This is a genomic window from Silvania sp. (genome assembly GCF_051656365.1).
GTDB lineage: Bacteria > Pseudomonadota > Gammaproteobacteria > Enterobacterales > Enterobacteriaceae > Enterobacter > Enterobacter hatchlandensis.
Window position 1 is genome coordinate 16382 of record NZ_JBOGBT010000037.1, and the last position, 26494, is coordinate 42875.

Consider the following 26494-nt stretch of genomic DNA (forward strand, 5'->3'; position numbering starts at 1 on the left):
CCATCACTACATAAGCACAAAAAATTAACGTAATAGCCTTGGCTATACAATATAGCCTGTGCTATATCTGTATGTAATGCAGTCACCCTTCATGGATCGAAGGGATCACTTAACAGGAGGTCACAATGAACGAATTCAAGAGGTGTATGCGCGTGTTTAGCCACTCTCCCTTTAAAGTACGCTTAATGCTGCTGAATATGATTTGCGACATTATTAACGGCAAACCTCAGCAGAACGACAAACCTTCACGCTAAGCGGCGTCCTGGTACGCCGCGTCATTTTTCTGTCATCTCCCCCGTCCATACTGCCCGTTTGAGCGCTATTCCCCGATCTTTTTTACGGAATTGTAATCCTCTTCTCATATCACCCACTTTATAACTATTGACCTGGAACGCCGCTGGCTCTATCTTCTTGCAGCCCTGCACTTTTTGCGGCTCGCAGACGCGGACCTCACTTCCCCTTCTACGCATTCTCAGGCAGGTTTTGACCCTTGGCGCCAGGGTGAGCACATGGCGTTTTCACGATAGTGACCTATGAATTTAACCCTGAAAGACACGCTCATTACCCGCAGCCGGGCCTTAAGCCCGTGGACGGGATTCTACTTTTTACAATCGTTGCTTATTAACTTTGCCTCTGGCTACCCGTTCAGTTTGCTGTATGCCGTGGCGTTCACCTGTATTTTGCACCTGCTCTGGCTGCGCGCACCGCGCCTGCAGAAGGGTGTGCTCGGGCTTTGCTCGCTGATCGCGGCGTTATATTTCCCGTTCTCTCAGGCCTACGGCTCGCCCAACTTTAATACCCTGCTGGCGATGCACTCCACCAACATGGAAGAGTCGACGGAAATCCTGACCATTTTCCCGTGGTACAGCTACGTGGTCGGCCTGTTTATCTTTGCCCTTGGCGTGATTGCCGTGCGACGTAAGCCGCAGGCAAAAAAAGCCTGGAGCAAATTAGATACCCTGTGCCTGGTGTTTAGCGTCGCGACTTTCTTTGTCGCGCCTGTGCAGAACCTGGCCTGGGGCGGCGTGTTCAAGCTGAAAGATACAGGCTACCCGGTGTTTCGGTTTGTGAAAGACGTGGTGGTGAACAACCAGGAAGTACTGGATGAGCAGGCGCGGATGAGCGCCCTGTCGCAGATCAAGGACACCTGGAACGTGCTGTCGGTAAAGCCGAAATACCACATCTATATGGTGGTGATCGGTGAAAGCGCCCGTCGCGATGCGCTGGGGGCGTTTGGTGGACACTGGGATAACACCCCGTTTGCCAGCAAAGTAAACGGCACATTGTTTACCGATTATATTGCTGCCAGCGGTTCAACGCAGAAATCGCTCGGGCTGACGCTTAACCGGGTGGTGGACAACAAGCCGCAGTATCAGGATAACTTCGTGACGCTGGCTAACCGCGCGGGCTTCCAGAGCTGGTGGTTCTCTAATCAGGGACAGATTGGCGAATACGATACAGCTATTGCCAGTATCGCCCGACGGGCAGATGAAGCGCAGTTCCTGAAAAGCGGGGATTTTGAGGCAGATAAGAATACTCAGGATACGGCGCTGCTGAAAATGACCGAGCAGGTATTCAGCACCCAGCGTACTCAGCCGCAGCTTATCGTGTTGCACCTGATGGGTTCACACCCGCAGGCCTGCGATCGCACCCAGGGGAAATACGCGGAGTTTGTGCAGTCGAAAGAGACGTCCTGCTATCTTCAGACCATGACCCAGACCGACGACCTGCTCAGCAAGCTGTATACCCAGCTGCAGAACACGGGCGAGAGCTTCTCGATGGTCTATTTTTCCGATCACGGGCTGGCTTTCAAAGAGCGTGGGAAAGAGGTGCAGTATCTGGCGCACGACGACGGTTTCCAGCAGAACTTCCAGGTACCGTTTATGGTGCTCTCCAGCGATGATAAATCGCATCGCATCATCAAAGCGCGCCGCTCTGCCAATGATTTCCTGAGCTTCTTCTCACAGTGGACGGGGATTCGCGCGAAAGAGATCAACACCCCTTATCGGTTTGTGTCGAACGACAAAGCGCCGCCGGTTTACGTTACCAACTTCAAGTTACAGAAAGTTGACTACAACCATCTGGGCACGGATCTGTTTGAGACGAAAAGCCGGTAGGTAAAGCAGAAAAAGCAGATAAAAAAAATCCGCCATACTGGCGGATTTTTTATTGGCTCACCGAAGTGATTAGAAACGGTAGCCTACGCCAGCGATCCAGGTGCCAACGTCAACGCTACGGATGCGGCTCTGCTCATAAGAGAAGTCCAGCGCAACGTTTTCGATTGGGTTGAACTGCAGACCTGCGCCGTAAGAGAAGCCGTAGTCGCTGGTGCTATCAGTGTGTGCCAGGGCCTGGTTTTCATTGCTCTGGAATTTACCGTAACCCACACCCACAACACCGTAGATGCTCGCCCAGTCGTTCAGACGGTAAGCTGGACCCGCAGTGATGCCGTAGTACTGAGATTTGTTATAAGAGTCCGCATGCGAACGATCTTTCTCAGTGTAGGTAAAGGAACCGATAACACCCAGTGGGTTGCTATCCTGCTCGTAGCGATATTTCAGGTTGAAACCGTTAGTTTTATTCATCACGCCCTGCATATCGCTCTGAGCGTAACCGCCAGAAACGGTAGAGGTTGCCGCAACAGCGGAACCTGCAGAAACAGCGAGAACCGCAGCCAGTGCTGAAAGACATGCAATTTTTTTCATAACCACCTCAAATGTGCTTCAAGTAAATCCGTAAGTTTTAAATATATCAAAAAATCTTGTGAAACTCTTTCTCGATCGTGATGTCTAACGCGAATTTTCCTGTAACCAAACATTTCCTGCGTCAGCTATCTCTTTCAAAAAACACTAAATTTATATTTTAAAACACTCATAGTGCGCTGCAGAGACGATACATTCATCCAGACAATTCCTAATCTGTTTGGTGAATTATCCAGCTCACCGAGGCCATTCTACGGATTTCTGGGGACTTTTTTTCAACAAAGTCTCAACCGTCCGACGTTATTTACTTTACACTCCACCCTTTACTCCCTTTGACATAAATTGACAGGAGAAAGGATGCCTGGGTTGTCTCGCAGGGCGCCGGTCTGGTTGCCCATCGTCGTTATCCTTATCGCCATGCTCTCGATCCAGAGCGGCGCGTCGCTGGCAAAATCGCTTTTTCCCATTGTGGGTGCTCAGGGTGTAACGGCGCTGCGTATTGCGCTAGGGACCCTGATCCTGATTGTGATTTTCAAACCCTGGCGTCTGAGGTTTAAGAAAGAGCAGCGGCTGCCTCTGCTGCTGTACGGCCTGTCACTGGGGGCGATGAACTACCTCTTTTACCTGTCGATTCAGACCGTTCCGCTAGGTATTGCCGTCGCGCTGGAGTTTACCGGCCCGCTGGCGGTCGCGCTGTTCTCCTCCCGCCGGGCGGTGGATTTTGTCTGGGTGGTGCTGGCGGTGCTGGGGCTGTGGTTCCTGCTGCCGCTGGGTCAGGATGTATCCCAGATCGATTTAACCGGTGCGCTGCTGGCGCTGGGCGCGGGTGCCTGCTGGGCCGTCTATATCCTCACCGGGCAACGCGCCGGGGAAGAGCACGGGCCTGCCACCGTGGCGCTCGGGTCGCTGATCGCCGCCATCGTGTTTGTTCCCCTCGGCATGGCGCAGGCGACGGAATCTATCTGGCAGTGGTCGATACTGCCGGTGGGGCTGGCCGTGGCGGTGCTCTCCACCGCTCTCCCCTACTCGCTGGAGATGATCGCTCTGACCCGCTTGCCGACGCGTATTTTTGGCACCCTGATGAGCATGGAGCCCGCGCTTGCGGCGATGTCCGGGATGGTGTTCCTCGGCGAAACCCTGACCTTTACCCAGACGCTGGCGCTCTGTTCTATCATTGCCGCCTCGATGGGCTCGACGCTGACCCTGCGCCGGGAGAGCAAAGTCGAAGAGGTGGATATCCGCTAGCGGCACGTTATTCTGCATGCGGGCTTATCCGCATGCAGAATAACAGCCAGATACCCGAACACCTTATTTATCAGCATAATTTGTCATCAGCCTGAAATATTTCTTCACATGCCAGCCTGCAGGTCACAAATAAGATAGTTTTACCCTTCAATATAACTTCACCAGTAAAATCATAATCTTAACCACTTCAATTACCTTCTCACTATTAAACCGATAGGCAGCACCCAATCGCAACGCCAGATACCGGTGCTATACTTGATTCCGTTAATTACTGGGACAACACATCAAGAGGATATGACATTATGAGTACTGCTAAACTGGTCAAAACCAAAGCACCAAGTCTGCTTTACACCCGTAACGATGTCTCAGACAGCGAAAAGAAAGCGACGATTGAGTTGCTGAATCGCCAGGTGATCCAGTTCATTGACCTGTCACTGATAACCAAGCAAGCCCACTGGAATATGCGCGGCGCCAACTTTATCGCGGTGCATGAAATGCTGGACGGCTTCCGCACTGCGCTGACCGAACATCTGGATACGCTGGCAGAGCGAGCAGTGCAGCTGGGCGGTGTGGCGCTGGGTACCACTCAGGTTATCAACAGCAAAACCTCGCTGAAAAGCTATCCTCTGGATATCCACAGCGTACAGGATCACCTGAAAGAGCTGGCGGATCGTTACGCGGTGGTTGCCAACGATGTACGTAAAGCGATTGGCGAAGCGAAAGACGAAGACACCGCCGATATCCTCACTGCGGCCTCCCGCGACCTGGACAAGTTCCTGTGGTTTATCGAATCTAACATCGAATAATCCATCACACTTGTGAATACCACCCTCGCCTTCGGCGGGGGTGTTGCACTTTTATGGTGCGCCACTTTCCCCCTTCCCCGCCGCAAACGTAAAATATTTGTAATAATCACCTCACACAATCGTTAACGAAAGATTGTTTTCCCACCAATATTTGCGCTAAATAGCATAACTGTTGGTGATAAAAGATCGCTGCACCAAAATAGCGCTCCGTTATGGTGCAACCGATCCGTATTGCCACTCTTTTTGTGCAATGAAATGCGTGTTACCCTCAGCAAAACAATCGGTTATAAAGTTGGCACGATTTTTTCATACAACCGTTCGTTCTCGCAGGGGATCGCCCCGTGGATATAAAAGGAAATGCTATGAAGTCTGTATTAAAAGTTTCACTGGCTGCACTTACCCTGGCTTTTGCGGTTTCTTCTCAGGCTGCGGATAAAAAACTGATTGTCGCCACCGACACCGCCTTCGTACCGTTCGAATTTAAACAGGGCGACCAGTACGTCGGTTTTGACGTGGATCTGTGGGCGGCCATCGCGAAAGAACTGAAGCTGGATTACACCCTTAAGCCAATGGACTTCAGCGGTATCGTTCCGGCACTGCAAACCAAAAACGTTGACGTGGCGCTGGCCGGTATCACCATTACTGACGCCCGTAAAAAAGCGATCGACTTCTCAGACGGCTACTACAAAAGCGGCCTGCTGGTGATGGTTAAAGCCGACAACAACGACGTGAAAAGCGCGAAAGATCTCGACGGCAAAGTGGTCGCGGTGAAGAGCGGTACCGGTTCTGTTGATTACGCGAAAGCCAACATCAAAACCAAAGACCTGCGTCAGTTCCCGAACATCGATAACGCCTACATGGAGTTGGGCACCAACCGTGCTGACGCCGTGCTGCACGACACGCCAAACATCCTGTACTTCATCAAAACTGCCGGTAATGGCAAGTTCAAAGCGGTAGGTGAGTCTCTGGAAGCGCAGGAATACGGCATCGCCTTCCCGAAAGGCAGCGACGATCTGCGTACCAAAGTGAACGGCGCGCTGAAAACCCTGCGCGACAACGGCACTTATAACGAAATTTATAAAAAATGGTTCGGCGTTGAGCCAAAATAATAATTAAGCTCTGAGCAGCTATCCTGGGGGCGTCCTTCGCCCCCTGTTGTTTTCACCACGGTATACAGGAACACATCATGGAGTTTGACTGGAGCGCCATCTGGCCCGCCATTCCTCTTTTGCTTGAAGGCGCCAAAATGACCCTGTGGATTTCGGTCCTCGGTCTGATCGGCGGGTTAATTATCGGCCTCGTTGCCGGTTTTGCCCGCACCTACGGCGGCTGGATTGCTAACCACGTAGCACTGGTATTCATCGAAGTGATCCGCGGCACGCCGATCGTTGTGCAGGTGATGTTTATCTACTTCGCCCTGCCAATGGCGTTTAACGATCTGCGCATTGACCCGTTCAGTGCGGCGGTGGTCACCATCATGATCAACTCCGGCGCCTATATCGCCGAGATCACCCGCGGTGCGGTGCTGTCGATCCACAAAGGCTTTAGCGAGGCCGGTCTGGCGCTGGGTCTGTCCCGTCGCGAAACCATCCGCCACGTGATCCTGCCCCTGGCGCTGCGCCGCATGCTGCCACCGCTGGGTAACCAGTGGATCATCAGTATTAAAGATACCTCGCTGTTCATTGTTATCGGCGTCGCGGAATTGACCCGCCAGGGCCAGGAGATCATTGCCGGTAACTTCCGCGCACTGGAAATCTGGAGCGCCGTGGCGGTGGTCTATCTGATTATTACGCTGGCGCTGAGCTTTGTTCTGCGTCGTCTGGAAAGAAGGATGAAAATCCTGTGATTGAATTTAAAAACGTCTCCAAGCACTTTGGTCCAACCCAGGTGCTGCACAACATTGATTTGAACATCCAGCAGGGTGAAGTCGTGGTAATTATCGGGCCGTCCGGCTCTGGGAAATCGACCCTGCTGCGCTGCATCAACAAGCTGGAAGAGATTACCAGCGGCGACCTGATCGTTGATGGCCTCAAGGTGAACGACCCGAAAGTGGACGAACGCCTGATCCGCCAGGAAGCAGGCATGGTGTTCCAGCAGTTCTACCTGTTCCCGCACCTGACGGCGCTGGAAAACGTAATGTTTGGTCCGCTGCGCGTGCGCGGGGCCAACAAAGCGGCGGCAGAGAAGCTGGCGAAAGAGCTGCTGGCGAAAGTCGGCCTGGCTGAGCGCGCTCACCACTTCCCGTCTGAGCTCTCCGGCGGCCAGCAGCAGCGCGTGGCGATTGCCCGTGCGCTGGCGGTTAAACCGAAGATGATGCTGTTCGATGAGCCGACCTCGGCCCTCGACCCGGAACTGCGCCACGAAGTGCTGAAGGTCATGCAGGACCTGGCGGAAGAAGGGATGACGATGGTGATTGTGACCCACGAAATCGGCTTTGCCGAAAAGGTGGCCTCACGGTTGATTTTCATTGATAAAGGCCGCATTGCCGAAGACGGTAATCCGCAAACCTTAATTGAGAACCCGCCAAGCCAGCGTTTGCAGGAGTTCCTGCAGCACGTGTCGTAAGCTGTTGTGTTTTCCAGGCCGGGTAACAACCCGGCCTTTTCACCAGAATCCTCCCAAAATCCTCCCGTCCCCGCTAGCCTTCTATACTTATCATTTTGCTCGATATTGTCACCGGAGGACGCCGTGCCGTGGATCCTGCTGCTCCTGTTTAGCCTGTTTTGCACGCCTGCCCAGGCGGCCGCACTGCCTGGCATGCCTGCGTCCACGACGCAGACTAGCCCGCCCGCCGAGCCGGACGTTGAGCAGAAGAAGGCCGCCTATTCGGCCCTCGCGGACGTGCTGGACAACGACGCCTCGCGCAACGAGCTGATCACCCAGCTGCGCAGCGTGGCCGCCACGCCGCCGGAAACGCCGGTACCGACCATTACCCCACCGGATATTGTTGAGCAGAAAACGGTGCTGGAAAACGTCACCGACGTCAGCCGCCACTACGGCGAAGCCCTCTCCTCCCGTTTCGCCCAGCTGTACCGCAACCTGATAGGAACCCCGCATAAAGCCTTTAACCCGGACACCTTCACCCACGCCGCGCAGCAATTTCTGATGCTGGCCGGGGCCGTGTTCGCCTTTTTCTGGCTGGTGCGCCTGTGCGCCTGGCCGCTGTACCGCAAAATGGGCCGCTGGGGGCGCAAGAAGAACCGGGAGAAGAGCAGCTGGTTCCACCTGCCGCTGATGATCACCAGCGCCTTTATCATCGACCTGCTGCTGCTGGCGCTGACCCTGTTTGTCGGCCAGGTGTTGAGCGAAAACATGAACGCGGGCAACCGTACCATCGCCTTCCAGCAGGCACTGTTCCTGAACGCCTTCGCATTGATTGAGTTTTTTAAAGCGATTTTGCGGCTGATATTTTGCCCCCGGGTGCCCGACCTGCGCCCCTTTGCGATTGACGATCGCACCGCGCACTACTGGGCGCTGCGCCTGAGCGTGTTGAGCGGCCTGATTGGCTACGGCCTGATGGTGGCGGTGCCAATTATCTCTAACCAGATCAACGTCCAGTTTGGCGCGCTGGCCAACGTGCTGATTATGCTGGGCATCACCGTCTGGGCGCTGTATTTAATTTTCCATAACAAGCGCGCCATTACCGAAGGGCTGCTGCACCTTGCCGACCGCTCCCTCGCCTTCTTCAGCCTGTTTATTCGCGCCTTTGCGCTGGTGTGGCACTGGCTGGCCTGCGCCTATTTCATCGTGCTGTGCTTCTTCTCCCTGTTCGATCCGGGAAACAGCCTGAAGTTTATGATGGGGGCCACCTTCCACAGTCTGGCGATCGTGGGGATCGGGGCCTTTGTCTCTGGCCTGCTGTCACGCTGGATCGCCAAAACTGTCACTCTGTCGCCTCAGGTTCAGCGCAGCTATCCGGAGCTGCAAAAGCGGCTGAACGGCTGGATCTCCGTCTCACTGAAAGTGGCGCGGATCCTGACGGTCTGCGTCGCCATTATGCTGCTGCTCAGCGCCTGGGGTTTGTTTGATTTCTGGAACTGGCTGCATAACGGCGCAGGCGAAAAAACAGTGGATATTCTGATCCGCATCGCGCTGATCCTGTTCTTCTCGGCCATTGGCTGGACGCTGCTGGCAAGCCTGATTGAGAACCGGCTGGCCTCGGATATTCACGGCCGCCCGCTGCCGAGCGCCCGGGCCCGCACGCTGCTGACCCTGTTCCGTAACGCGCTGGCGGTGGTGATCAGCACCATTACCATCATGATTGTGCTGTCGGAAATCGGGGTCAATATCGCCCCGCTGCTGGCGGGTGCCGGGGCGCTGGGGCTGGCGATTTCGTTCGGCTCACAGACGCTGGTGAAGGATATCATCACCGGGATCTTTATCCAGTTTGAAAACGGAATGAACACCGGGGATCTGGTGACCATCGGGCCGCTTACCGGCACGGTGGAGCGGATGTCGATTCGTTCGGTGGGGGTGCGTCAGGACACCGGCGCGTACCACATCATCCCGTGGTCTTCGATCACCACCTTCGCTAACTTTGTGCGCGGCATAGGATCAGTGGTCGCCAACTACGACGTCGACCGGCATGAAGATGCCGAGAAAGCGAAAGCGGCGCTGAAAGCGGCGGTGGATGAGCTACTGGAGAAGGAAGATATTCGCGGGCTGATTATCGGCGAGCCGTCATTTGTCGGGATTGTCGGGCTGACCAGCACCGCCTTTACGCTGCGGGTGTCGTTCACCACCCAGCCGCTGAAGCAGTGGACGGTGCGCTTCGCCCTCGACAGCATGGTGAAAAAACACTTCGATCTGGCCGACGTGCGGGTGCCAGTGCAGATGTATCAGCTGTTACCGTCGCCGAACGCTGCACCGCCATCCCAACAGCCGACCTTATGACGCGCTTAACGCTGACGGCGTTTGGCGTTGTCCATAAACGTCCAGGCGATAAAGCGGCTCTGCTTCTGGCCCTGCGCCATCTCTTTTTTCACCACTTTTACTGCACCGACGTCCGTCAGGGCGCGGTACAGCGGGGGCAGATTTTCGCCGCGTGATACCAGAGTGGTGAACCACTTCACCTGACGGCCAAACTGGGCGCTCTCGGCAATCATTTTCAGGATAAAGGCCACTTCACCGCCCTCGCACCACAGCTCCTGCTGCTGGCCGCCAAAGTTCAGCGCGGCATCAGCGGCCTGGCCGAGATTGCGGCGCTTGCGCTCGCTGCCTGCGCGCGCGGCTTCGACAGAATCATGGAATGGCGGGTTACACAAAGTGGCATCGTACTGCTCGTTTTTATGGATCACCCCGGCGAAAATTGCCGAGGCGTCCTTCTGGCGACGCAGGCGAATAGCGCGAGTCAGGCCAGCGTTGCCGTTAATAATGGTGGTAGCGTTGGCAAATGCCTGCGGATCCACTTCGCTGCCGGTGAAACGCCAGCCGTATTCATGCACGCCAATCAGCGGATAGATCAGGTTGGAGCCGGTGCCGATATCCAGAATCGTGGCCTGAGCGGGCACGGTGCCGTCGTTGCCTTCTGCCAGCAAATCAGCGAGATGGTGAATGTAATCTGCGCGCCCCGGTACAGGTGGGCAGAGATAGCCTTCCGGGATATCCCACTGCGCGACGCCGTAAAAATGGGCAAGCAGCGCTTTGTTCAGCGTCTTCACGGCCTGCGGATCGGCAAAGTTCACCGTCGGCTCGCCGCCAGGCGTCTGGGTGATAAATTCGCGCAGCGCCGGACAGCTCTCGCATAAGGCATTCATGTCGTAACGGCTGCGGTGGCGGTTGCGTGGGTGCAACCCCGGCTTCTCGGGTGTCATGGCGTTCTCCTTTAAACAGCGGCGTAAGATACCCGTTGCCGGGGTCAGGGTAAATAATTCTCTGCAGCGCAGAATAAATCGCTAAAATTCATATACCTGTATGTCACTGATTTGTCATAAAATTGTCAATATATGTTGTTCAAAAAATAAGCAGATCATCATCAATTTTTTGCACTAAATCACACTCTGACCCGTTCTACACTTAGTGTGCATCACCCGTTGTCATTCAGAGGAAGTGATCATGAAAAAATACCTGGTAATGCTGGCTGCCGCTACACTGGCAGGCGCATCGTTTGCTGCGTGGTCGATCGAATCACTCAGCAACGGCGATACCGGTCAACTGAGGCCAGCAGGAACCGTTCAGGTTTCTGGTGCAACCGACCTTGGCGATCTGCAGGACAAACTGGCTGAAAAAGCGCGTGAACAGGGCGCAAAAGGCTACGTCGTTAACTCTGCCAGCGGCGACAACCGCATGTTTGGTACTGCCACCATCTACAAGTAATCCCCCTCCTGCACTGCATACTGCATCCTTTTGGGTGCAGTTCGTTTTTTCGCCATCCTGCACTTTGTGAAGATTTTTCGTCAGTAATGTAAATTTACGTATTTCATTTTCGTGACGAGAATGATAAAAAGTCACGCCAAATGATAATGTTTATCGTAATTATTATCATTTGTAGGTTCATTACGGAGATAAGCGTGGCACAGGAGACGGGCTCAGACCTGCCCTGACGTAATGGAAATTTTGATACTAAAAATTATAAGTTACTAAACAATATGGATAAAAATCGCAACGTTCCTTTCAGCAGCTTTAACTCGCTGACCTTTTTCACCGGCCTGTGTATCGGTCTTTCCCCGGTGGCGACGGCTCTCGCGGCGGACAATACAGAAAAAAAATCTGACGACACGCTGGTCGTCGAAGCGCAGCAGCCCTCGCTGTATGCCCCGGCGAAATCCGCTGACCCTAAATTCAGCCGTCCTGTCGCCGACACCACCCGCACTATCACGGTTATCTCTGATCAGGTGCTGAAGGATCAGGGTGCAACCAACCTGACCGATGCCCTGAAAAACGTTCCGGGCGTGGGCGCATTCTTTGCCGGTGAAAACGGCAACTCCACCACCGGTGACTCGGTGTATATGCGCGGTGTAGACACCTCAAACAGTATTTACGTGGACGGCATTCGCGACATCAGCAGCGCCACCCGCGATACCTTCAATACCGAACAGGTAGAAGTGATCAAAGGCCCATCCGGCAGCGACTATGGCCGCAGTGCGCCAAGCGGCTCGATCAATATGATCAGCAAGCAACCGCGTCTGGACTCCGGCATTGATGCCTCCGCCAGCGTCGGCAGCGCGTACATGCGCCGTGGCACGATCGATATCAACCAGACGATGGGTGAAACCTCCGCCTTCCGTCTGAACCTGATGGGCGAGAAAACCCACGATGAAGGTCGGGACAACATTCAAAACGAGCGCTACGGCGTGGCTCCCTCGCTGGCCTTCGGTCTGGGAACGGAAAACCGTCTTTACCTGAACTACCTACATGTCACCCAACACAACACACCGGACGGCGGCATCCCGACCATCGGTCTGCCGGGCTACTCGGCGCCGTCGGCAGGCACCGCGGCACTGAACAGCTCCGGTAAAGTGGATACCAGTAACTACTACGGTACAGACTCTGATTACGACGACTCTACCGCTGATACCGCGACGATGCGTTTTGAACACGACATCAACGACGCCACCACCGTGCGTAACACCACGCGCTGGTCGCGTGTAAAGCAGGATTATCTGCTGACGGCGATCATGGGCGGTGCCACTAACATTACCCAGCCGGATCGCAACAGCGTGGACACCTGGACCTGGTCGCGCAATGCCAACACCAAAGATGTCAGCAATAAGATCCTGACCAACCAGACCAACCTGACGACCAAATTCTATACCGGCAGCGTGGGCCACGACATCAGTACCGGGGTGGAGTTCACCCGCGAAACCCAGACCAACTACGGCGTGAATGCCCTGACGCCGCCGCCGGTGAATATCTATCACCCGAACAGCAACGTCAGCATTGGCGGCTTAACCCGAAACGGTGCCAACGCCAACGGCCAGACCGATACCTTCGGGATTTACGCCTTCGATACGCTGCAAGTCACCCGTGATTTTGAGCTGAACGGCGGCATTCGTCTCGACACGTATCACACCGAATATGACAGCGCCAGCATCTGCGGCGGCACCGGTCGCGGCGCAGTAGCTTGTCCAACCGGCGTGGCGAAAGGTTCGCCGATCACCACCGTGGACACCGCGACCTCTGGCAATCTGGTTAACTGGAAAGCCGGTGCGCTCTACCACCTGACCGAGCACGGCAACGTGTACGTCAACTACGCCATCTCTCAGCAGCCGCCGGGCGGCAACAACTTTGCGCTGGCGCAGGGCGGAACGGGCAGCAGCGCCAACCGCACCGACTTTAAACCGCAAAAGGCCAAAACCAGCGAGCTGGGCACCAAATGGGAAGTGCTGGATAAACGCCTCCTGCTGTCGGCAGCCCTCTTCCGCACCGACATCGAAAACGAAGTCGAGCAGAACGACGACGGCACGTACTCCCAGTACGGTAAAAAGCGCGTCGAAGGCTATGAACTGTCGGCGGCGGGCAATATCACCGCCAACTGGCAGGTGATTGGAGGTTACACCCAGCAGCGTGCCAGCGTGCAGACCGGCAATAACGTCGCGCAGGACGGTACCTCGTCGCTGCCGTACACCCCGGAACATGCCTTTACCCTGTGGAGCCAGTACCAGGCGACGGACGATATCTCCGTTGGCGCAGGCGCGCGCTACATTGGCAGTATGCACCGAGGTTCCGACGGTGCGGTCGGCACGCCGTCCTTTACCGAAGGCTACTGGGTGGCGGATGCCAAGCTGGGCTATCGCGTCAACCGCAACCTCGATATGCAGTTGAACGTCTATAACCTGTTTGATGAAGATTACGTCTCCTCCATCAACAAGAGCGGCTACCGTTACCATCCAGGTGAACCGCGCACCTTTATGTTAACGGCGAACATGCACTTCTGATCAATCGTGGGGCTTCGGCCCCACTTTTTGAGGAACCCTTTATGATGTATCACATTCCGGGCGTGCTGAACGCCGACGAGGTGGCGCAGTTCCGCACCCAGCTGGATCAGGCGCCGTGGGTTGACGGGCGTGCCACCGTGGGCAACCAGGGCGCGCAGGTCAAAAATAATCAGCAGGTGGATACCCAGAGTGAACTGTACATGACCCTGCAGGCGGCCGTGCTACAGGCAGTGAATCAGCACTCGCTGTTCTTTGCCGCCGCCCTGCCGCGTCAGATCTCCAGCCCGCTGTTTAACCGCTATCAGCAACAGGAGACGTACGGTTTTCACGTTGACGGCGCGGTACGCAGCCATCCGCAGACCGGCTGGATGCGCACCGATCTCTCCGCCACTCTCTTTTTAAGCGCCCCCGACAGCTACGACGGCGGCGAGCTGGTGGTGAATGACACCTTCGGCCAGCACAGCGTCAAGCTCCCGGCGGGGGATCTGGTGCTGTATCCGTCCAGCAGCCTGCACTGCGTGACCCCGGTAACCCGCGGCGTGCGCGTGGCGTCCTTTTTGTGGATCCAGTCGATGATCCGCGATGACAAAAAACGCAACATGCTGTTCGACCTGGACCGCAACATCCAGACCCTGCGCGGCCGCCATGGTGAAAGCGACGAGGTGCTGTCCCTGCTGAATCTCTACCACAACCTGCTGCGCGAATGGTCTGAAATCTGACCCTCAACCTTGGATTGTGCGTTTTTTGACCCCATAGTTACTGTAAGGCGAAAAGACCTGTCAGGAGGGGCGTATGGCTTCCGGTTGGGCGAACGATGATGCGGTTAACGAGCAGATCAACAGTACCATTGAAGATGCGGTGGCGCGGGCGCGGGGTGAAATTCCGCGCGGCGAGAGTCTGATGGAATGTGAAGAGTGCGGGGTACCGATCCCCGAAGCGCGGCGCCAGGCCGTGCCCGGCGTCAGGCTGTGTATCGCCTGCCAGCAGGATAAAGATTCACATTCCGCTTCACACGCAGGATATAATCGCAGAGGATCGAAGGACAGCCAGTTACGTTGACTTGCTGCAACCCTGAGAGCCGCGCAAGCGGTTTCGTCTTTGCGCACGTATTTTAATCCAGGGTTTCGCAAAAAGTGCCCTCCTTTCGCCGTCTGTAAAGCACAACGGCAAGAAAGGTAAAGACATTAACCGAATTGATTAATATTCAATAACTTATTTGTCATTCAAATTTTTCGAATGACGACGTCAATTCTCTTCGATTTTATCTCTCGCAAAAAAGCGTGATACTTATCACATCGACGGAACATCGTCCCCTTAACAGAATAACCTGCGAGATATTAACTATGAAAACCATCAAATATGCTGTTGCTGCTGTTGCCCTGACTACTCTGTCTTTCGGTGCTTTTGCCGCGGAGTCTGTGTCCGCTGCTCAGGCAAACAGCATGAACAAAATCGGTGTGGTAAGCGTTGAAGGCGCCACCACGCTGGACGGTCTGGAAGCACGCCTGGCTGAGAAAGCACAAGCCGCTGGCGCAACCGGCTATACCATTACTTCTGCAAACACCAATAACAAAATGAGCGGCACTGCCGTTATCTATAAGTAAGCTGAATCCGATCTCCACCCGCTCGCCAGTTCGCTGGCGGGCAGCTCCAACCCTCATTGACCCTGTTGTTACTTTTTTGGCCCGTCCATCGCTGGACGGGCTTTTTTTATTTAAAAACTCTGGTTAACCCGCGCCAGCCCGGCCTGGACCGTCTCGGCCAGCCCGGTCGCCAGCAGGCAGCAGGCCATCTGCAGCTTGATGGCGTGAGGAACCGCTTCACGTCCGGAGAGGCAGTGCTCAATCCAGCGGGCCGTGGTTTCGGCGTCTTTGGCCTGCGGCAGCGCCACGTTACTGTTCTCTTCACCGCGCTCCAGCACCACCCGGGTACCGGCCGGTTCAATCAGCGTTTGCTGCGGACAGCGCTGCGGATTGGCATAGACCTCCCCTTCGGTGCCGTGCATCAGCAGCCCTCTGCCACCGATATCGGCAAAGAACGTCGCGACGCGGGTGACATATTCCGGGTGCGAGACGCTGGAAAGACGCAGGGCCTCCTCTTCACCAAACGGTGTTGCCAGCTTCGCCAGCGTGTGGGCGCTGTTTCGCACCCCCATCCGCCAGCGCATCGCCAGCTGTTTTTCCAGCGGTGGGCACAGCGTGCTCACCGGGATGTACACCGGCTGATGCCCTTCCAGCTTCGCCTGCGCCTGCCCACCGTGGCGGACAGGCTCGATGCCCATCAGGGTAAAAATAGTTTCAGTCAGCACCCGGGTCGGATCTTCACTGACCCCGTGCACCACCACCGGGAACCCGAGCTTGTTGAGCAGAATCGCCAGCAGCGGGGTAAGGTTCGCCTGCTTGCGCGCGCCGTTATAGCTGGGGATCACCACCGGCATCGGCTTTGCTACAGGCGGCGTCAGGCGCAGGGTTTGCGCCTGCATCGCCTCATAGAAGCCGCGCATTTCGGCCTCACCTTCCCCTTTAATACGCAGCGCAATCAGAATGCCACCCATCTCCAGCTCCGGCACCTCGCCATTCAGCATCAGGGTATAGAGCGCCCGGGCAGTCTGCTGATCCAGGTCGCGAGCGTGGTTTTTACCCCGTCCGACCTCTTTGATAATTTTGCGATAATCCACGACAACTCTCCTTGCGACAGCTTTTTAACACTATAGCGTCGATAAGGCGGCAGCGAACAGACATTTCTCTTATTGCCCTTAACCCCATCCCTTTGCGCCCGGGCAAACTCATCCCTCTGTAATCTAAGAAAAAAGAGAAACTCAACAGGAAAGCGAAATATTATGCGTAAGGTTCTCTCCGCCACACTAAGCGTCGCTGCGTTAAGCTGCGCCGTCTCTGTCTGAGCTGATTCCGCCTGCCAGGTGGTGGCAGAGCACCGTCACTTACCAGTAGGACCGCGCCTCTTAGCATGGATGCTTTTTTTACGCCCGGCGGCGGGTTTAGTCGGGCGTTTTTTTACCTCGGGCACTTCTGGCTGGTCAATGGGAAACACCGGCAGCGCATTCAGCAGACGCTTGCCGTAATTTTTTGTCAGCAGGCGCTTATCGTAGATCACCACTTCACCCCAGCAGCTATGGCTACGGATCAGACGCCCGACCTGCTGGATAAGGTTAAACGACGCCGCCGGCAGGCTCTGCACTTCGAACGGGAAGCGGTTGAGGCTTTTCAGCCACTCCCCCTCGGTGAGCACCACCGGGCTGTCGATGGGCGGGAAGGCAATCTTGTGAATGTGCACCTGGGTGAGGTAATCACCCTTCAGATCCAGCCCTTCGGCAAACGACTGGAGCCCCACCAGCACGCTGCGCTCCCCGCTGTCTATCCGTTTACGGTGCAGCTCCACCAGTCGGTAGCGGGGTTGATCCCCCTGTACCAGCAGGAGCAGACGCAGATCGGTCACGAAGGTTAAAAACAGATTCATCGCCCGGGCGCTGGCGAACAGCACCAGCATGCCGGGGTATTTTTTGCTTTCCAGCTGTTCGCGGAAGTAGGCCGCCATCTCGGCAAGATGCTGCTCTTCGTTATCAATCAGCGGCTCATACTGCATGCGCGGGATCACCAGCTTGCCTTGCTCGCAGTGGTTAAACGGTGAGTCAAGGGCCACAAAGCGATCCCCGGCTTTCTCTTTCAGGCCGCTCATCTCCTGCAGGCGCGAAAAGCTGTTCAACGAGCGCAGCGTGGCGGAGGTGACCACCACATGCGGCACGCTGCGCCAGAGCAGTTTTTCCAGCTGATCGCTGACGCGAATGCCCGCGCAGTGGAAGAAAAGATGCACCTGCCCCTCCCTCACTTCCCGCGTCGCCCACTTGGTGACCGGCGCACCGGAGGCCTGAGCCATTGACGCCAGCCGCCAGAGCTTGCTCTGCCCCTCGAACATGCCCAGCGCGCGGTTCATCTGCAGCAGCACCCGGTGTACACGCACCACGTCGTGGGTGCCGGTTTTTTCACTGAGATCGTTTAAGAACAGCTCCGCCAGCCCGCGCAGCTTTTCGATAAGCTGGGCCAGCTCGCGGCAAAGGGTCATGATCTCATCCGGCAGCGCGCCCATCTCAAAGCGGTGTTCCGCTTCCTGACCGGGCGGAAGATAGAGGTCGAGGATGTTATTCAGCGAGGCGATATGGCCGTATATCGTTTCGCAGTGCTCGCTCAGCCGCTCCGGGACAGACAGCGGCGGTATCGTTTTGGGACGGAACTGATCCATGCAGGTGGCGACCAGCTTGCAAAACAGATCGAGCTGCAGGCGAAACCACGGGGCCGTGATTTCGGCGCTCATCTCCAGCGCGTCGCGGGCGACGTCCGGCAGATGGTGGCCTTCGTCCAGCACCAGCAGGAGGTTTTTCGGGTCTGGCAGAACCGCTTCGCTCTCCATCGCAGCCATCACCAGCGCGTGGTTTGCGACCACCACTTCGGCTTCCTGGATCTCGCGGCGGGCGACAAAGAACGGGCACTCCCGGTAGTAGTGACAGTTGCGATTCAGGCAGCTGGCCTTGTCGGTGCTGAGTCGGCGCCACAGGTCGTCCGCAATGGCTTTATCGGTATGATCGCGCAGACCGTCCCATTTGTAACCGTCGAGATCAAGCTTCAGCCGGGCGCACAGCTCCTGCTCGGCTTTGTTATTCGGCGTGAGATCGTCATCGAGGAACGCCAGCAGATCCTGCTGGGTGGGTTCGCTGCTGGCAAGCGCCGCCAGATTGCGCGGGCAGACATAGCGCCCGCGGCCAAAGGCGGCAGTAAAGCGCAGGTCGGGGATAATCTTGCGCAGCAGGGGCAGGTCTTTGCTGTAGATCTGATCCTGCAGGGCGACGTTGGCGGTGCTCACCACCAGCGTTTTTTGTTCTTCCCGGGCGATGGCTATGCCGGGGATCAGGTAGGAGAGGGTTTTACCGACACCGGTCGGCGCCTCAATTGCCAGATGCCTGCCCTCGTCCCCGGCGAGCGTTTTCGCCACATCGGCAATCATCTGCCGTTGCGGTGCGCGGGGGATAAAATCGGGGATCTGCTGTTGTAGCGCCTTATACCAGGCGGCAATTTGCGCTTTCAGCGCGGCGGTTAAAGCCATGATGAACCTGAAATACTGTATAAACAGCCACTATTGTGGCACTTTCGCTGGCGGGCCGCAAAAAGAAAAGCCCGGCTTTACGACCGGGCTTCCAGATTACTGCGCGCTAGCAGGTTTGCGCGGACGGCGTCGGCGCTGCTGTTCGCCTGCCGGTTTGGCATCACCCTCGCGACGCGGTGGCTTGCTGGCCGCCTTCGGTGCGGCGCTTTCGGAACGACCATCAGTACGGCGCGGCTGCTGTTGACCACGGCCACCGCCGCCCTGCCCGCGTCCACCGCCCTGTCCACGACCGCCACCCTGGCGACCGTTCTGAATTGGCTCAGCTTTGATGGACGGATCCACCTCGTAGCCTTCGATAGCGATACGCGGAACTTCTTTTTTCAGCAGGCGTTCGATGTCACGCAGCAGTTTGATTTCATCCACGCAGACCAGCGACAGGGCTTCACCGGTTGCGGCTGCACGACCGGTACGACCGATACGGTGCACGTAATCTTCCGGCACGTTCGGCAGCTCGTAGTTAACCACGTGCGGCAGCTCTTCGATGTCCAGACCACGGGCAGCGATGTCGGTTGCCACCAGCACGCGGATGTCGCCGGACTTGAATTCCGCCAGCGCGCGGGTACGGGCGCCCTGGCTTTTGTTACCGTGGATCGCCGCGCTGCGGATCCCGTCTTTGTTCAGCTGTTCTGCAAGGTGGTTCGCCCCGTGTTTGGTGCGGGTAAAGACCAGCACCTGCTGCCAGTTGCCTTCGCCGATCATCTGGGACAGTAGCTCGCGCTTACGCTTTTTATCCACCATGTGAACATGCTGGGTCACCTGCTCAGAGGCGGTGTTGCGACGCGCCACTTCCACTTCCAGCGGGTTGTGCAGCAGTTTTGAAGCGAGCTGTTTGATTTCGTCAGAGAAGGTCGCAGAGAACAGCAGGTTCTGGCGACGCGCAGGCAGCTTAGCCAGCACGCGGCGAATATCATGAATAAAGCCCATGTCGAGCATGCGGTCGGCTTCGTCGAGCACCAGGATTTCAACGCTGTCGAGCTTGACGGCGTTCTGATGTTCCAGGTCGAGCAGACGGCCCGGGGTGGCGACCAGCACGTCAACGCCGCTGCGCAGTTTCATCATCTGTGGGTTAATGCTCACCCCACCGAATACCACCAGTGAGCGGATATTGAGATAGCGGCTGTACTCACGCACGTTCTCACCCACCTGGGCGGCCAGTTCACGGGTTGGGGTCAGGATCAAGGCGCGCACCGGGCGACGGCCCTTTGCATGCGGTTCATTCTCAATCAGACGTTGCAGCAGCGGCAGGGTAAAGCCCGCCGTTTTACCGGTACCGGTCTGGGCGCTCGCCATCAGGTCACGGCCCGCCAGTACGGCAGGGATCGCCTGCTGCTGAATAGGGGTAGGTTCGCGGTAGCCCTGTTCTTCTACAGCACGCAGAATTTCCGGGTTCAGGCCAAGGGTATCAAAAGACATAACAACTCCGAACCGCCCCGACCGTTTCAGGTGTAGTTTTCAGGGAGATAATGACAAAAAAGAGGACAAAAACCACAGTGTCGCGAAGCAGCGGAGTGTAGCAGCTTTTGTGACATGGCGCATAAAATATCCCGCAGCGATTCATCAGCGAAATATTTCTCCGGCTGGCTGGACTTATCTCAAATCCGACATAATATTAATCAATCGATTGATTAACTCTGTGAACAGTGATGAATCCAGTCCCGACCACCACTAAAGGCGAGCAGGCTAAAAGCCAGCTAATTGCCGCCGCACTGGCGCAGTTTGGCGAGTACGGTATGCATGCCACCACGCGAGATATCGCCGCCCAGGCCGGGCAGAATATCGCCGCCATCACCTACTACTTTGGATCGAAAGAGGATCTGTACCTCGCCTGCGCCCAGTGGATCGCCGATTTTATCGGCACGAACTTTCGCCCTCACGTGGAGGCGGCCTCCGAACTGCTGGTTGCCCCCAGGCCGGATCGTGCGGCTATCCGTCAGCTGATCCTGAATGCCTGCCACAACATGATTCAGCTGCTCACCCACGACGATACGCTGAACCTGAGTAAGTTTATCTCACGCGAGCAGCTCTCGCCTTCCGCTGCCTACCAGCTGGTACACGATCAGGTTATCGCGCCGATGCACACCCATCTGACCCGGCTGGTGGCGGCCTATACCGGACGTGATGCCAGCGATACGCAGACCATTTTGCATACTCATGCGCTGCTGGGTGAAGTGCTGGCGTTTCGCCTGGGCCGCGAGACGATTTTGTTACGCACCGGTTGGACGGAATTTGATGAGGATAAAGCCGCGCAAATTGGTCAGGTCATTACCTGCCACGTCGATCTGATCCTGCAAGGTTTAACGCTAAGGAGCCTGGAGTCATGAAAAAACCTGTAGTCATTGTTCTGGCAGTGGTGGTTTTGCTGGCCGCCGGATGCGGCGGCTGGTGGTGGTATCACAGTCAGCAGGATAAACCGCTGACCCTGTACGGTAACGTTGATATTCGCACCCTAAACATGAGCTTTCGCGTCGGCGGGCGACTGGCCTCGTTAGCCGTCGATGAAGGGGATGCGATTGCCGCCGGCCAGACGCTGGGCGAGCTGGATAAAGCCCCGTACCAGAATGCGCTCCTGCAGGCGCAGGCCGGGGTGTCCGTGGCCCAGGCGCAGTACGATTTAATGCAGGCAGGCTACCGTGACGAAGAGGTGGCTCAGGCCGCCGCCGCCGTCAAACAGGCGCAGGCCGCGTATGACTACGCGCAGAACTTCTTCGCCCGCCAGCAGGGGTTGTGGAAAAGCCGCACCGTGTCGGCCAACGATCTGGAAAACGCCCGCTCCTCACGGGATCAGGCCCTGGCGAGCCTGAAATCGGCGCAGGATAAATTGCGCCAGTACCGCTCCGGCAACCGTGAGCAGGATATCGCCCAGGCGAAAGCCAGCCTTGAACAGGCTCAGGCCCAGCTGGCGCAGGCCCAGCTCGACCTGCACGACACCACCCTGGTGGCCCCGGCTAACGGCACGCTGATGACCCGCGCCGTGGAGCCGGGCAGCATGTTAAGCGCGGGCAGCACGGTGCTGACCCTCTCCCTGACCCGCCCGGTCTGGGTGCGTGCCTATATTGATGAAACCAGTCTTGGCGATGCGAAGCCGGGGCGCGAAGTGTTGCTCTATACCGACGGACGACCGGATAAGCCGTACCACGGCAAAATCGGGTTTGTCTCACCGACGGCTGAATTCACGCCTAAAACGGTCGAAACCCCGGATCTGCGCACCGATCTGGTTTATCGCCTGCGCATTATCGTCAACGATGCCGACGACGCCCTGCGCCAGGGGATGCCGGTGACCGTCAGCTTCGATAATGGACAACGCCATGAATGACGCGGTAATCCAGCTCTCGGGGCTGGTCAAACGCTTTGCCGGGATGGACAAACCCGCCGTCGCACCGCTCGACTGCACGCTGCATAAAGGCTATGTCACCGGGCTGGTCGGCCCGGACGGTGCCGGGAAAACCACCCTGATGCGCATGCTCGCCGGGCTGCTAAAGCCCGATGAGGGCACGGCCAGCGTGCTGGGACTCGATCCCATCAAGGACGATCGCGCCCTGCACGCCATGCTGGGGTACATGCCGCAGAAGTTCGGCTTATACGAAGATCTGACGGTGATGGAGAACCTGACCCTGTACGCCGATCTGCGCAGCGTCACCGGCGAGGTGCGGGAGAAAACCTTCCAGCGCCTGCTGGAGTTCACCGCGCTCGGGCCCTTTACCGGCCGCCTGGCGGGCAAACTCTCCGGTGGGATGAAGCAGAAGCTGGGGCTGGCCTGCACGCTGGTGGGCGAACCGCAGGTATTGCTGCTGGATGAACCCGGCGTCGGCGTTGACCCGATCTCGCGCCGGGAGCTGTGGCAGATGGTGCATGAGCTGGCGGGCGACGGGATGCTGATCCTCTGGAGCACGTCGTATCTCGACGAGGCCGAACAGTGTCGGGACGTGCTGCTGATGAACGAGGGAGAGCTGCTGTATCAGGGCGATCCAACCGCCCTGACCCACAGCATGACCGGGCGCAGCCTGCTGCTGCACACGCCGCAGGAGAATAACCGCCGCCTGCTGCAGCGGGTGCTAAAGCTACCCGAGGTCAGCGACGGGATGATCCAGGGCAAATCGGTGCGGGTGATCGTTAAAAAAGGGGCCAGCGCCGAGGATATCCGCCAGGGTGCGGGCCTGTCGGAGCTGACCCTCGACGACACTGCCCCGCGCTTTGAAGATGCGTTTATCGACCTGCTGGGCGGGGCAGGCACCGCGGAATCCCCTCTCGGGGCGATCCTGCATACTGTTGATGGGACGCCTGGCGAAACGGTGATCGAAGCTAAATCGCTGACCAAAAAGTTTGGCGATTTTGCCGCCACCGACGACGTCAACTTTGCCGTGAAGCGCGGGGAAATTTTCGGCCTCCTGGGCCCTAACGGCGCGGGCAAATCCACCACCTTTAAGATGATGTGCGGCCTGCTGGTACCGACCTCCGGCAAAGCGCTGGTGCTGGATATGGATTTAAAAGTCAGCTCCGGCAAGGCGCGGCAGCATCTGGGCTATATGGCGCAAAAGTTTTCCCTCTACGGCAACCTGACCGTCGAGCAGAACCTGCGCTTTTTCTCCGGCGTGTACGGCCTGCGTGGGCGGGCGCAGAACGAAAAGATCGATCGTATGAGTGAGGCCTTTGGCCTGCGCAGCATCGCCAGCCACGCCACCGATGACCTGCCGCTCGGCTTCAAGCAGCGGCTGGCGCTGGCCTGTTCCCTGATGCATGAGCCGGATATTTTGTTTCTCGATGAGCCCACTTCCGGGGTCGATCCCCTCACCCGCCGCGAATTCTGGCTGCATATCAACAGCATGGTGGAAAAAGGGGTGACGGTGATGGTCACCACCCACTTTATGGATGAGGCGGAATATTGCGACCGGATTGGGCTGGTCTATCGCGGCAAGCTGATTGCCCACGGCACCCCGGACGATCTGAAAGCCCAGGCGGCGGACGAAAGCCAGGCCGACCCGACCATGGAGCAGGCGTTTATTACCCTGATTAACGACTGGGATAAGGAGCATGGTCATGTCCAGTAGCGCCCTCTCCTGGCGCCGGGTGCGCGCCCTGTGCATTAAAGAGACGCGCCAGATTGTGCGCGATCCGAGCAGCTGGCTGATTGCGGTGGTGATCCCCCTGCTGTTGCTGTTCATTTTTGGCTACGGCATTAACCTCGACTCCAGCAAGCTGCGGGTCGGCATTCTGCTGGAGCAGCGCAGCGAAGAGGCGCTGGACTTTACTCACGCCATGACCGGTTCGCCGTATATCGACGCCACCATCAGCGACGATCGCCAGCAGCTGATCCAGATGATGCAGGCCGGGCGCATTCGCGGCCTGATTGTTATCCCGGTAGATTTCGCCGCCCAGATGGCGCGCCCAAATGAAACCGCCCCCATCCAGGTGATCACCGACGGCAGCGAGCCCAACACGGCCAACTTTGTGCAGGGCTACACCGAGGGGATCTGGCAGCTGTGGCAGATGCAGCGGGCCGAAGATCGCGGCGAGAAATTCGAACCGCTGATCGACGTCCAGACCCGCTACTGGTTTAACCCGGCGGCCATCAGCCAGCACTTTATTATCCCCGGCGCGGTGACCATTATCATGACGGTGATCGGCGCGATTTTAACCTCGCTGGTGATCGCCCGCGAGTGGGAGCGCGGCACCATGGAGGCGCTGCTCTCCACCGAAGTGACGCGCACCGAGCTGCTGCTGTGTAAGCTTATCCCCTACTACTTCCTCGGGATGCTGGCGATGCTGCTCTGCATGCTGGTGTCAGTGTTTATTCTCGGCGTGCCTTATCGCGGCTCGCTGGTGGTGCTGTTTATCATCACCAGCCTGTTTTTGCTCAGCACGCTGGGGATGGGACTGTTGATTTCCACCGTCACCCGCAACCAGTTTAATGCCGCCCAGGTGGCGCTGAACGCCGCCTTTCTGCCGTCGATTATGCTGTCCGGGTTTATTTTCCAGATCGACAGTATGCCCGCGGCGATCCGCGCGGTGACCTACATTATTCCGGCACGCTATTTTGTCAGTACCCTGCAAAGCCTGTTTCTGGCGGGCAATATCCCGGTGGTGCTGATCGTCAATCTGCTGTTTTTAATCGCCTCGGCGGTGATGTTTATCGGGCTGACGTGGATGAAAACCAAACGGCGGCTGGATTAAGGAGCAACGATGTTTTATCGCTTATGGACCTTGATTCGTAAAGAGCTGCAGTCCCTGCTGCGCGAACCGCAAACCCGCGCAATTCTGGTGCTGCCGGTGCTGATCCAGGTGCTGCTGTTCCCGTGGGCGGCGACGCTGGAGGTGACCAACGCCACCATTGCCGTCTACAACGAAGATAACGGTAAGCATTCGGTGGAGCTGACCCAGCGCTTTGCCCGGACGAAGGCTTTTACCCACGTGCTGGTGCTGAACAGCCCGCAGGCGATCCAGCCGACCATCGACACGCAAAAAGCATTGTTGCTGGTGCGCTTCCCGGCAGATTTCTCACGCAATCTGGACCGGTTTGAAACCGCCCCATTGCAGCTGATCCTTGACGGGCGTAACTCTAACAGCGCCCAGATTGCCGCCAACTATCTGCAGCAGGTGGTGAAGGATTATCAGCAGGAGCTGATGGAGGGCAAACCGAAACCGAACAACAGCGAGCTGGTGGTGCACAACTGGTATAACCCGAACCTCGATTACAAATGGTTTGTGGTGCCGTCGCTGATCGCCATGATCACCACCATTGGGGTGATGATCGTCACTTCGCTGTCGGTGGCCCGCGAACGCGAGCAGGGCACGCTAGATCAGCTGCTGGTCTCGCCGCTGGCGACGTGGCAAATTTTTGTCGGCAAAGCGGTTCCGGCGCTGATTGTTGCAACCTTTCAGGCAACCATCGTGCTGGCGATCGGCATCTGGGCCTATCACATACCCTTTGCTGGTTCGCTGGCGTTGTTCTATTTCACGATGGTGATTTACGGGCTGTCGCTGGTGGGATTTGGCCTGCTGATTTCGGCACTGTGCTCGACCCAGCAGCAGGCGTTTATCGGGGTGTTTGTCTTTATGATGCCGGCGATTTTGCTCTCGGGGTATGTTTCGCCGGTCGAGAATATGCCGGTGTGGCTGCAGAATTTAACCTGGGTCAACCCGATCCGGCACTTTACCGATATCACCAAGCAAATCTACCTGAAGGATGCGAGTCTGGATATTGTGTGGGGGAGTTTGTGGCCGCTACTGGTGATAGCGGCCGTGACGGGCTCAGTGGCGTACGCGATGTTCAGGCGGAATATCGCGTAGCTTTTTCTCTTTCGCTACCAGGGAAACAACCGCTGGCCCTGCAAGGATAGCCAGCCCCGCGAGGGCCAGCAGCAGGTTGTTTTGCAGCACGCGTGACAGCAGCCACAGCACGATGACTGCCGCGCCGAAATACCACGTGGTGGTGAGCTCTTCAAGCACGTCAGCCACTTCACGCCAGCGCGGATCGTGATGGCGCTGTAAAAAAAGCATCATTAATACGGTGACACCGTACAGGACACATAATCCTAAGCCGACGCGCACCAGCGCCCCGCTCATCCATGCCATCACCACAACGGCGACAACCAGCAAATGCAACATAATCTGCCAGCAACTGAGGCCGGTCGCGACACGTATGCGTTGTTGCCATTTCATGGGTACTCTCCTGAAGGATCTTTGTCTGCTTGTT

24 protein-coding genes are annotated in these 26494 nt (G+C 57.0%); 18 read left to right on the plus strand and 6 right to left on the minus strand.

Going from position 1 to position 26494, the window contains the following annotated elements:
* The first annotated feature begins 125 nt into the window (after positions 1–125).
* Together mntS and ACRDD5_RS07480 are read left to right on the plus strand one after the other, a co-directional pair.
* A complete protein-coding gene (gene mntS, locus ACRDD5_RS07475) occupies positions 126–254 on the plus strand; it encodes a manganase accumulation protein MntS (protein WP_271281595.1) in 129 nt (42 codons plus the stop codon).
* 279 nt (positions 255–533) lie between these two features.
* Complete coding sequence (locus ACRDD5_RS07480; RefSeq protein ID WP_438676362.1) at positions 534–2117, plus strand: phosphoethanolamine transferase; 1584 nt, start codon at positions 534–536, stop codon at positions 2115–2117.
* A 69-nt stretch (positions 2118–2186) separates the two neighbouring features.
* On the opposite strand, the gene ompX is transcribed toward ACRDD5_RS07480, so the two are convergent.
* Complete coding sequence (gene ompX / locus ACRDD5_RS07485; protein ID WP_271281593.1) at positions 2187–2705, minus strand: outer membrane protein OmpX; 519 nt, start codon at positions 2703–2705, stop codon at positions 2187–2189.
* Positions 2706–3059: 354 nt separating this feature from the next.
* On the opposite strand from ompX, the gene rhtA reads away from it, so the two are divergent.
* From rhtA to ybiO, 6 genes are all read left to right on the plus strand, one after another.
* Entirely contained in the window at positions 3060–3947 is an 888-nt protein-coding gene (gene rhtA, locus ACRDD5_RS07490) for a threonine/homoserine exporter RhtA (RefSeq protein WP_271281592.1), read from the plus strand.
* A 302-nt stretch (positions 3948–4249) separates the two neighbouring features.
* Positions 4250–4753 carry a DNA starvation/stationary phase protection protein Dps gene (gene dps, locus ACRDD5_RS07495; RefSeq protein WP_271281591.1) on the plus strand — a complete coding sequence of 168 codons (504 nt, stop codon included), beginning with the start codon at positions 4250–4252 and terminating at the stop codon, positions 4751–4753.
* 362 nt (positions 4754–5115) lie between these two features.
* Positions 5116–5862: a glutamine ABC transporter substrate-binding protein GlnH gene (gene glnH / locus ACRDD5_RS07500; protein WP_271281590.1), complete on the plus strand. Its 747-nt coding sequence runs from the start codon at positions 5116–5118 to the stop codon at positions 5860–5862.
* Between the two features lie 77 nt (positions 5863–5939).
* Positions 5940–6599: a glutamine ABC transporter permease GlnP gene (gene glnP, locus ACRDD5_RS07505; RefSeq protein WP_271281589.1), complete on the plus strand. Its 660-nt coding sequence runs from the start codon at positions 5940–5942 to the stop codon at positions 6597–6599.
* Positions 6596–7318, plus strand: coding sequence for a glutamine ABC transporter ATP-binding protein GlnQ (gene glnQ, locus ACRDD5_RS07510; RefSeq protein WP_271281588.1), 723 nt, complete (start codon positions 6596–6598; stop codon positions 7316–7318). Before glnP ends, glnQ begins: the two co-directional genes overlap by 4 nt.
* 123 nt (positions 7319–7441) lie before the next feature.
* A complete protein-coding gene (gene ybiO / locus ACRDD5_RS07515; protein WP_271281587.1) occupies positions 7442–9646 on the plus strand; it encodes a mechanosensitive channel protein in 2205 nt (734 codons plus the stop codon).
* A gap of 5 nt (positions 9647–9651) precedes the next feature.
* Here ybiO and rlmF read toward each other — a convergent pair whose 3' ends face one another.
* Entirely contained in the window at positions 9652–10566 is a 915-nt protein-coding gene (gene rlmF, locus ACRDD5_RS07520; RefSeq protein ID WP_438676363.1) for a 23S rRNA (adenine(1618)-N(6))-methyltransferase RlmF, read from the minus strand.
* 241 nt (positions 10567–10807) lie between these two features.
* Here rlmF and mcbA point away from each other — a divergent pair, with 241 nt between their 5' ends.
* The 5 genes from mcbA to ybiJ all read left to right on the plus strand — a co-directional run bounded on the left by mcbA (position 10808) and on the right by ybiJ (position 15233).
* Entirely contained in the window at positions 10808–11068 is a 261-nt protein-coding gene (mcbA, locus tag ACRDD5_RS07525) for a DUF1471 family periplasmic protein McbA (protein WP_271281585.1), read from the plus strand.
* A 272-nt stretch (positions 11069–11340) separates the two neighbouring features.
* The gene (locus ACRDD5_RS07530) at positions 11341–13629 is read left to right on the plus strand and encodes a catecholate siderophore receptor Fiu (RefSeq protein ID WP_438676364.1); all 2289 of its coding nucleotides are present in this window, start codon (positions 11341–11343) and stop codon (positions 13627–13629) included.
* Positions 13630–13670: 41 nt separating this feature from the next.
* Entirely contained in the window at positions 13671–14348 is a 678-nt protein-coding gene (ybiX, locus tag ACRDD5_RS07535) for a PKHD-type hydroxylase YbiX (RefSeq protein ID WP_438676365.1), read from the plus strand.
* 73 nt (positions 14349–14421) lie between these two features.
* Entirely contained in the window at positions 14422–14688 is a 267-nt protein-coding gene (locus ACRDD5_RS07540) for a DksA/TraR family C4-type zinc finger protein (RefSeq protein WP_271281582.1), read from the plus strand.
* 284 nt (positions 14689–14972) lie between these two features.
* On the plus strand, positions 14973–15233 hold the full coding sequence (ybiJ, locus tag ACRDD5_RS07545) for a DUF1471 family protein YbiJ (protein ID WP_271281581.1): 261 nt from the start codon (positions 14973–14975) through the stop codon (positions 15231–15233).
* Positions 15234–15343: 110 nt separating this feature from the next.
* On the opposite strand, the gene ybiB is transcribed toward ybiJ, so the two are convergent.
* From ybiB to rhlE, 3 genes are all read right to left on the minus strand, one after another.
* Positions 15344–16306: a DNA-binding protein YbiB gene (gene ybiB / locus ACRDD5_RS07550; RefSeq protein WP_438676366.1), complete on the minus strand. Its 963-nt coding sequence runs from the start codon at positions 16304–16306 to the stop codon at positions 15344–15346.
* A gap of 260 nt (positions 16307–16566) precedes the next feature.
* Entirely contained in the window at positions 16567–18744 is a 2178-nt protein-coding gene (dinG, locus tag ACRDD5_RS07555; protein WP_438676367.1) for an ATP-dependent DNA helicase DinG, read from the minus strand.
* A 96-nt stretch (positions 18745–18840) separates the two neighbouring features.
* Complete coding sequence (gene rhlE, locus ACRDD5_RS07560; RefSeq protein WP_438676368.1) at positions 18841–20217, minus strand: ATP-dependent RNA helicase RhlE; 1377 nt, start codon at positions 20215–20217, stop codon at positions 18841–18843.
* 230 nt (positions 20218–20447) lie between these two features.
* On the opposite strand from rhlE, the gene cecR reads away from it, so the two are divergent.
* The 5 genes from cecR to ACRDD5_RS07585 are packed head-to-tail and all read left to right on the plus strand — an operon-like array spanning position 20448 to position 26088.
* Positions 20448–21125, plus strand: a complete 678-nt coding sequence (cecR, locus tag ACRDD5_RS07565) for a transcriptional regulator CecR (RefSeq protein WP_438676369.1) — start codon at positions 20448–20450, stop codon at positions 21123–21125.
* On the plus strand, positions 21122–22117 hold the full coding sequence (hlyD, locus tag ACRDD5_RS07570; protein WP_271281571.1) for a secretion protein HlyD: 996 nt from the start codon (positions 21122–21124) through the stop codon (positions 22115–22117). The genes cecR and hlyD overlap by 4 nt, the downstream gene beginning before the upstream one ends.
* Entirely contained in the window at positions 22110–23849 is a 1740-nt protein-coding gene (locus ACRDD5_RS07575; RefSeq protein WP_438676370.1) for an ATP-binding cassette domain-containing protein, read from the plus strand. The genes hlyD and ACRDD5_RS07575 overlap by 8 nt, the downstream gene beginning before the upstream one ends.
* A complete protein-coding gene (locus ACRDD5_RS07580) occupies positions 23839–24972 on the plus strand; it encodes an ABC transporter permease (protein ID WP_438676371.1) in 1134 nt (377 codons plus the stop codon). The genes ACRDD5_RS07575 and ACRDD5_RS07580 overlap by 11 nt, the downstream gene beginning before the upstream one ends.
* Before the next feature lie 9 nt (positions 24973–24981).
* Positions 24982–26088: an ABC transporter permease gene (locus ACRDD5_RS07585; RefSeq protein ID WP_438676372.1), complete on the plus strand. Its 1107-nt coding sequence runs from the start codon at positions 24982–24984 to the stop codon at positions 26086–26088.
* On the opposite strand, the gene ACRDD5_RS07590 is transcribed toward ACRDD5_RS07585, so the two are convergent.
* Positions 26050–26460, minus strand: a complete 411-nt coding sequence (locus tag ACRDD5_RS07590) for a YbhQ family protein (protein WP_271281567.1) — start codon at positions 26458–26460, stop codon at positions 26050–26052. The genes ACRDD5_RS07585 and ACRDD5_RS07590 overlap by 39 nt on opposite strands.
* Positions 26461–26494: the final 34 nt, after the last annotated feature.

Excerpts from the sequence above, each read along its gene's own strand:
- mntS (WP_271281595.1), top strand. The coding sequence starts at position 126 with ATGAACGAATTCAAGAGGTGTATGCGCGTGTTTAGCCACTCTCCCTTT.
- ACRDD5_RS07480 (WP_438676362.1), top strand. The coding sequence starts at position 534 with ATGAATTTAACCCTGAAAGACACGCTCATTACCCGCAGCCGGGCCTTA.
- ompX (WP_271281593.1), bottom strand. The coding sequence starts at position 2,705 with ATGAAAAAAATTGCATGTCTTTCAGCACTGGCTGCGGTTCTCGCTGTT.
- rhtA (WP_271281592.1), top strand. The coding sequence starts at position 3,060 with ATGCCTGGGTTGTCTCGCAGGGCGCCGGTCTGGTTGCCCATCGTCGTT.
- dps (WP_271281591.1), top strand. The coding sequence starts at position 4,250 with ATGAGTACTGCTAAACTGGTCAAAACCAAAGCACCAAGTCTGCTTTAC.
- glnH (WP_271281590.1), top strand. The coding sequence starts at position 5,116 with ATGAAGTCTGTATTAAAAGTTTCACTGGCTGCACTTACCCTGGCTTTT.
- glnP (WP_271281589.1), top strand. The coding sequence starts at position 5,940 with ATGGAGTTTGACTGGAGCGCCATCTGGCCCGCCATTCCTCTTTTGCTT.
- rlmF (WP_438676363.1), bottom strand. The coding sequence starts at position 10,566 with ATGACACCCGAGAAGCCGGGGTTGCACCCACGCAACCGCCACCGCAGC.
- mcbA (WP_271281585.1), top strand. The coding sequence starts at position 10,808 with ATGAAAAAATACCTGGTAATGCTGGCTGCCGCTACACTGGCAGGCGCA.
- ACRDD5_RS07530 (WP_438676364.1), top strand. The coding sequence starts at position 11,341 with ATGGATAAAAATCGCAACGTTCCTTTCAGCAGCTTTAACTCGCTGACC.
- ybiX (WP_438676365.1), top strand. The coding sequence starts at position 13,671 with ATGATGTATCACATTCCGGGCGTGCTGAACGCCGACGAGGTGGCGCAG.
- ACRDD5_RS07540 (WP_271281582.1), top strand. The coding sequence starts at position 14,422 with ATGGCTTCCGGTTGGGCGAACGATGATGCGGTTAACGAGCAGATCAAC.
- ybiJ (WP_271281581.1), top strand. The coding sequence starts at position 14,973 with ATGAAAACCATCAAATATGCTGTTGCTGCTGTTGCCCTGACTACTCTG.
- dinG (WP_438676367.1), bottom strand. The coding sequence starts at position 18,744 with ATGGCTTTAACCGCCGCGCTGAAAGCGCAAATTGCCGCCTGGTATAAG.
- rhlE (WP_438676368.1), bottom strand. The coding sequence starts at position 20,217 with ATGTCTTTTGATACCCTTGGCCTGAACCCGGAAATTCTGCGTGCTGTA.
- cecR (WP_438676369.1), top strand. The coding sequence starts at position 20,448 with ATGAATCCAGTCCCGACCACCACTAAAGGCGAGCAGGCTAAAAGCCAG.
- hlyD (WP_271281571.1), top strand. The coding sequence starts at position 21,122 with ATGAAAAAACCTGTAGTCATTGTTCTGGCAGTGGTGGTTTTGCTGGCC.
- ACRDD5_RS07575 (WP_438676370.1), top strand. The coding sequence starts at position 22,110 with ATGAATGACGCGGTAATCCAGCTCTCGGGGCTGGTCAAACGCTTTGCC.
- ACRDD5_RS07580 (WP_438676371.1), top strand. The coding sequence starts at position 23,839 with ATGTCCAGTAGCGCCCTCTCCTGGCGCCGGGTGCGCGCCCTGTGCATT.
- ACRDD5_RS07585 (WP_438676372.1), top strand. The coding sequence starts at position 24,982 with ATGTTTTATCGCTTATGGACCTTGATTCGTAAAGAGCTGCAGTCCCTG.
- ACRDD5_RS07590 (WP_271281567.1), bottom strand. The coding sequence starts at position 26,460 with ATGAAATGGCAACAACGCATACGTGTCGCGACCGGCCTCAGTTGCTGG.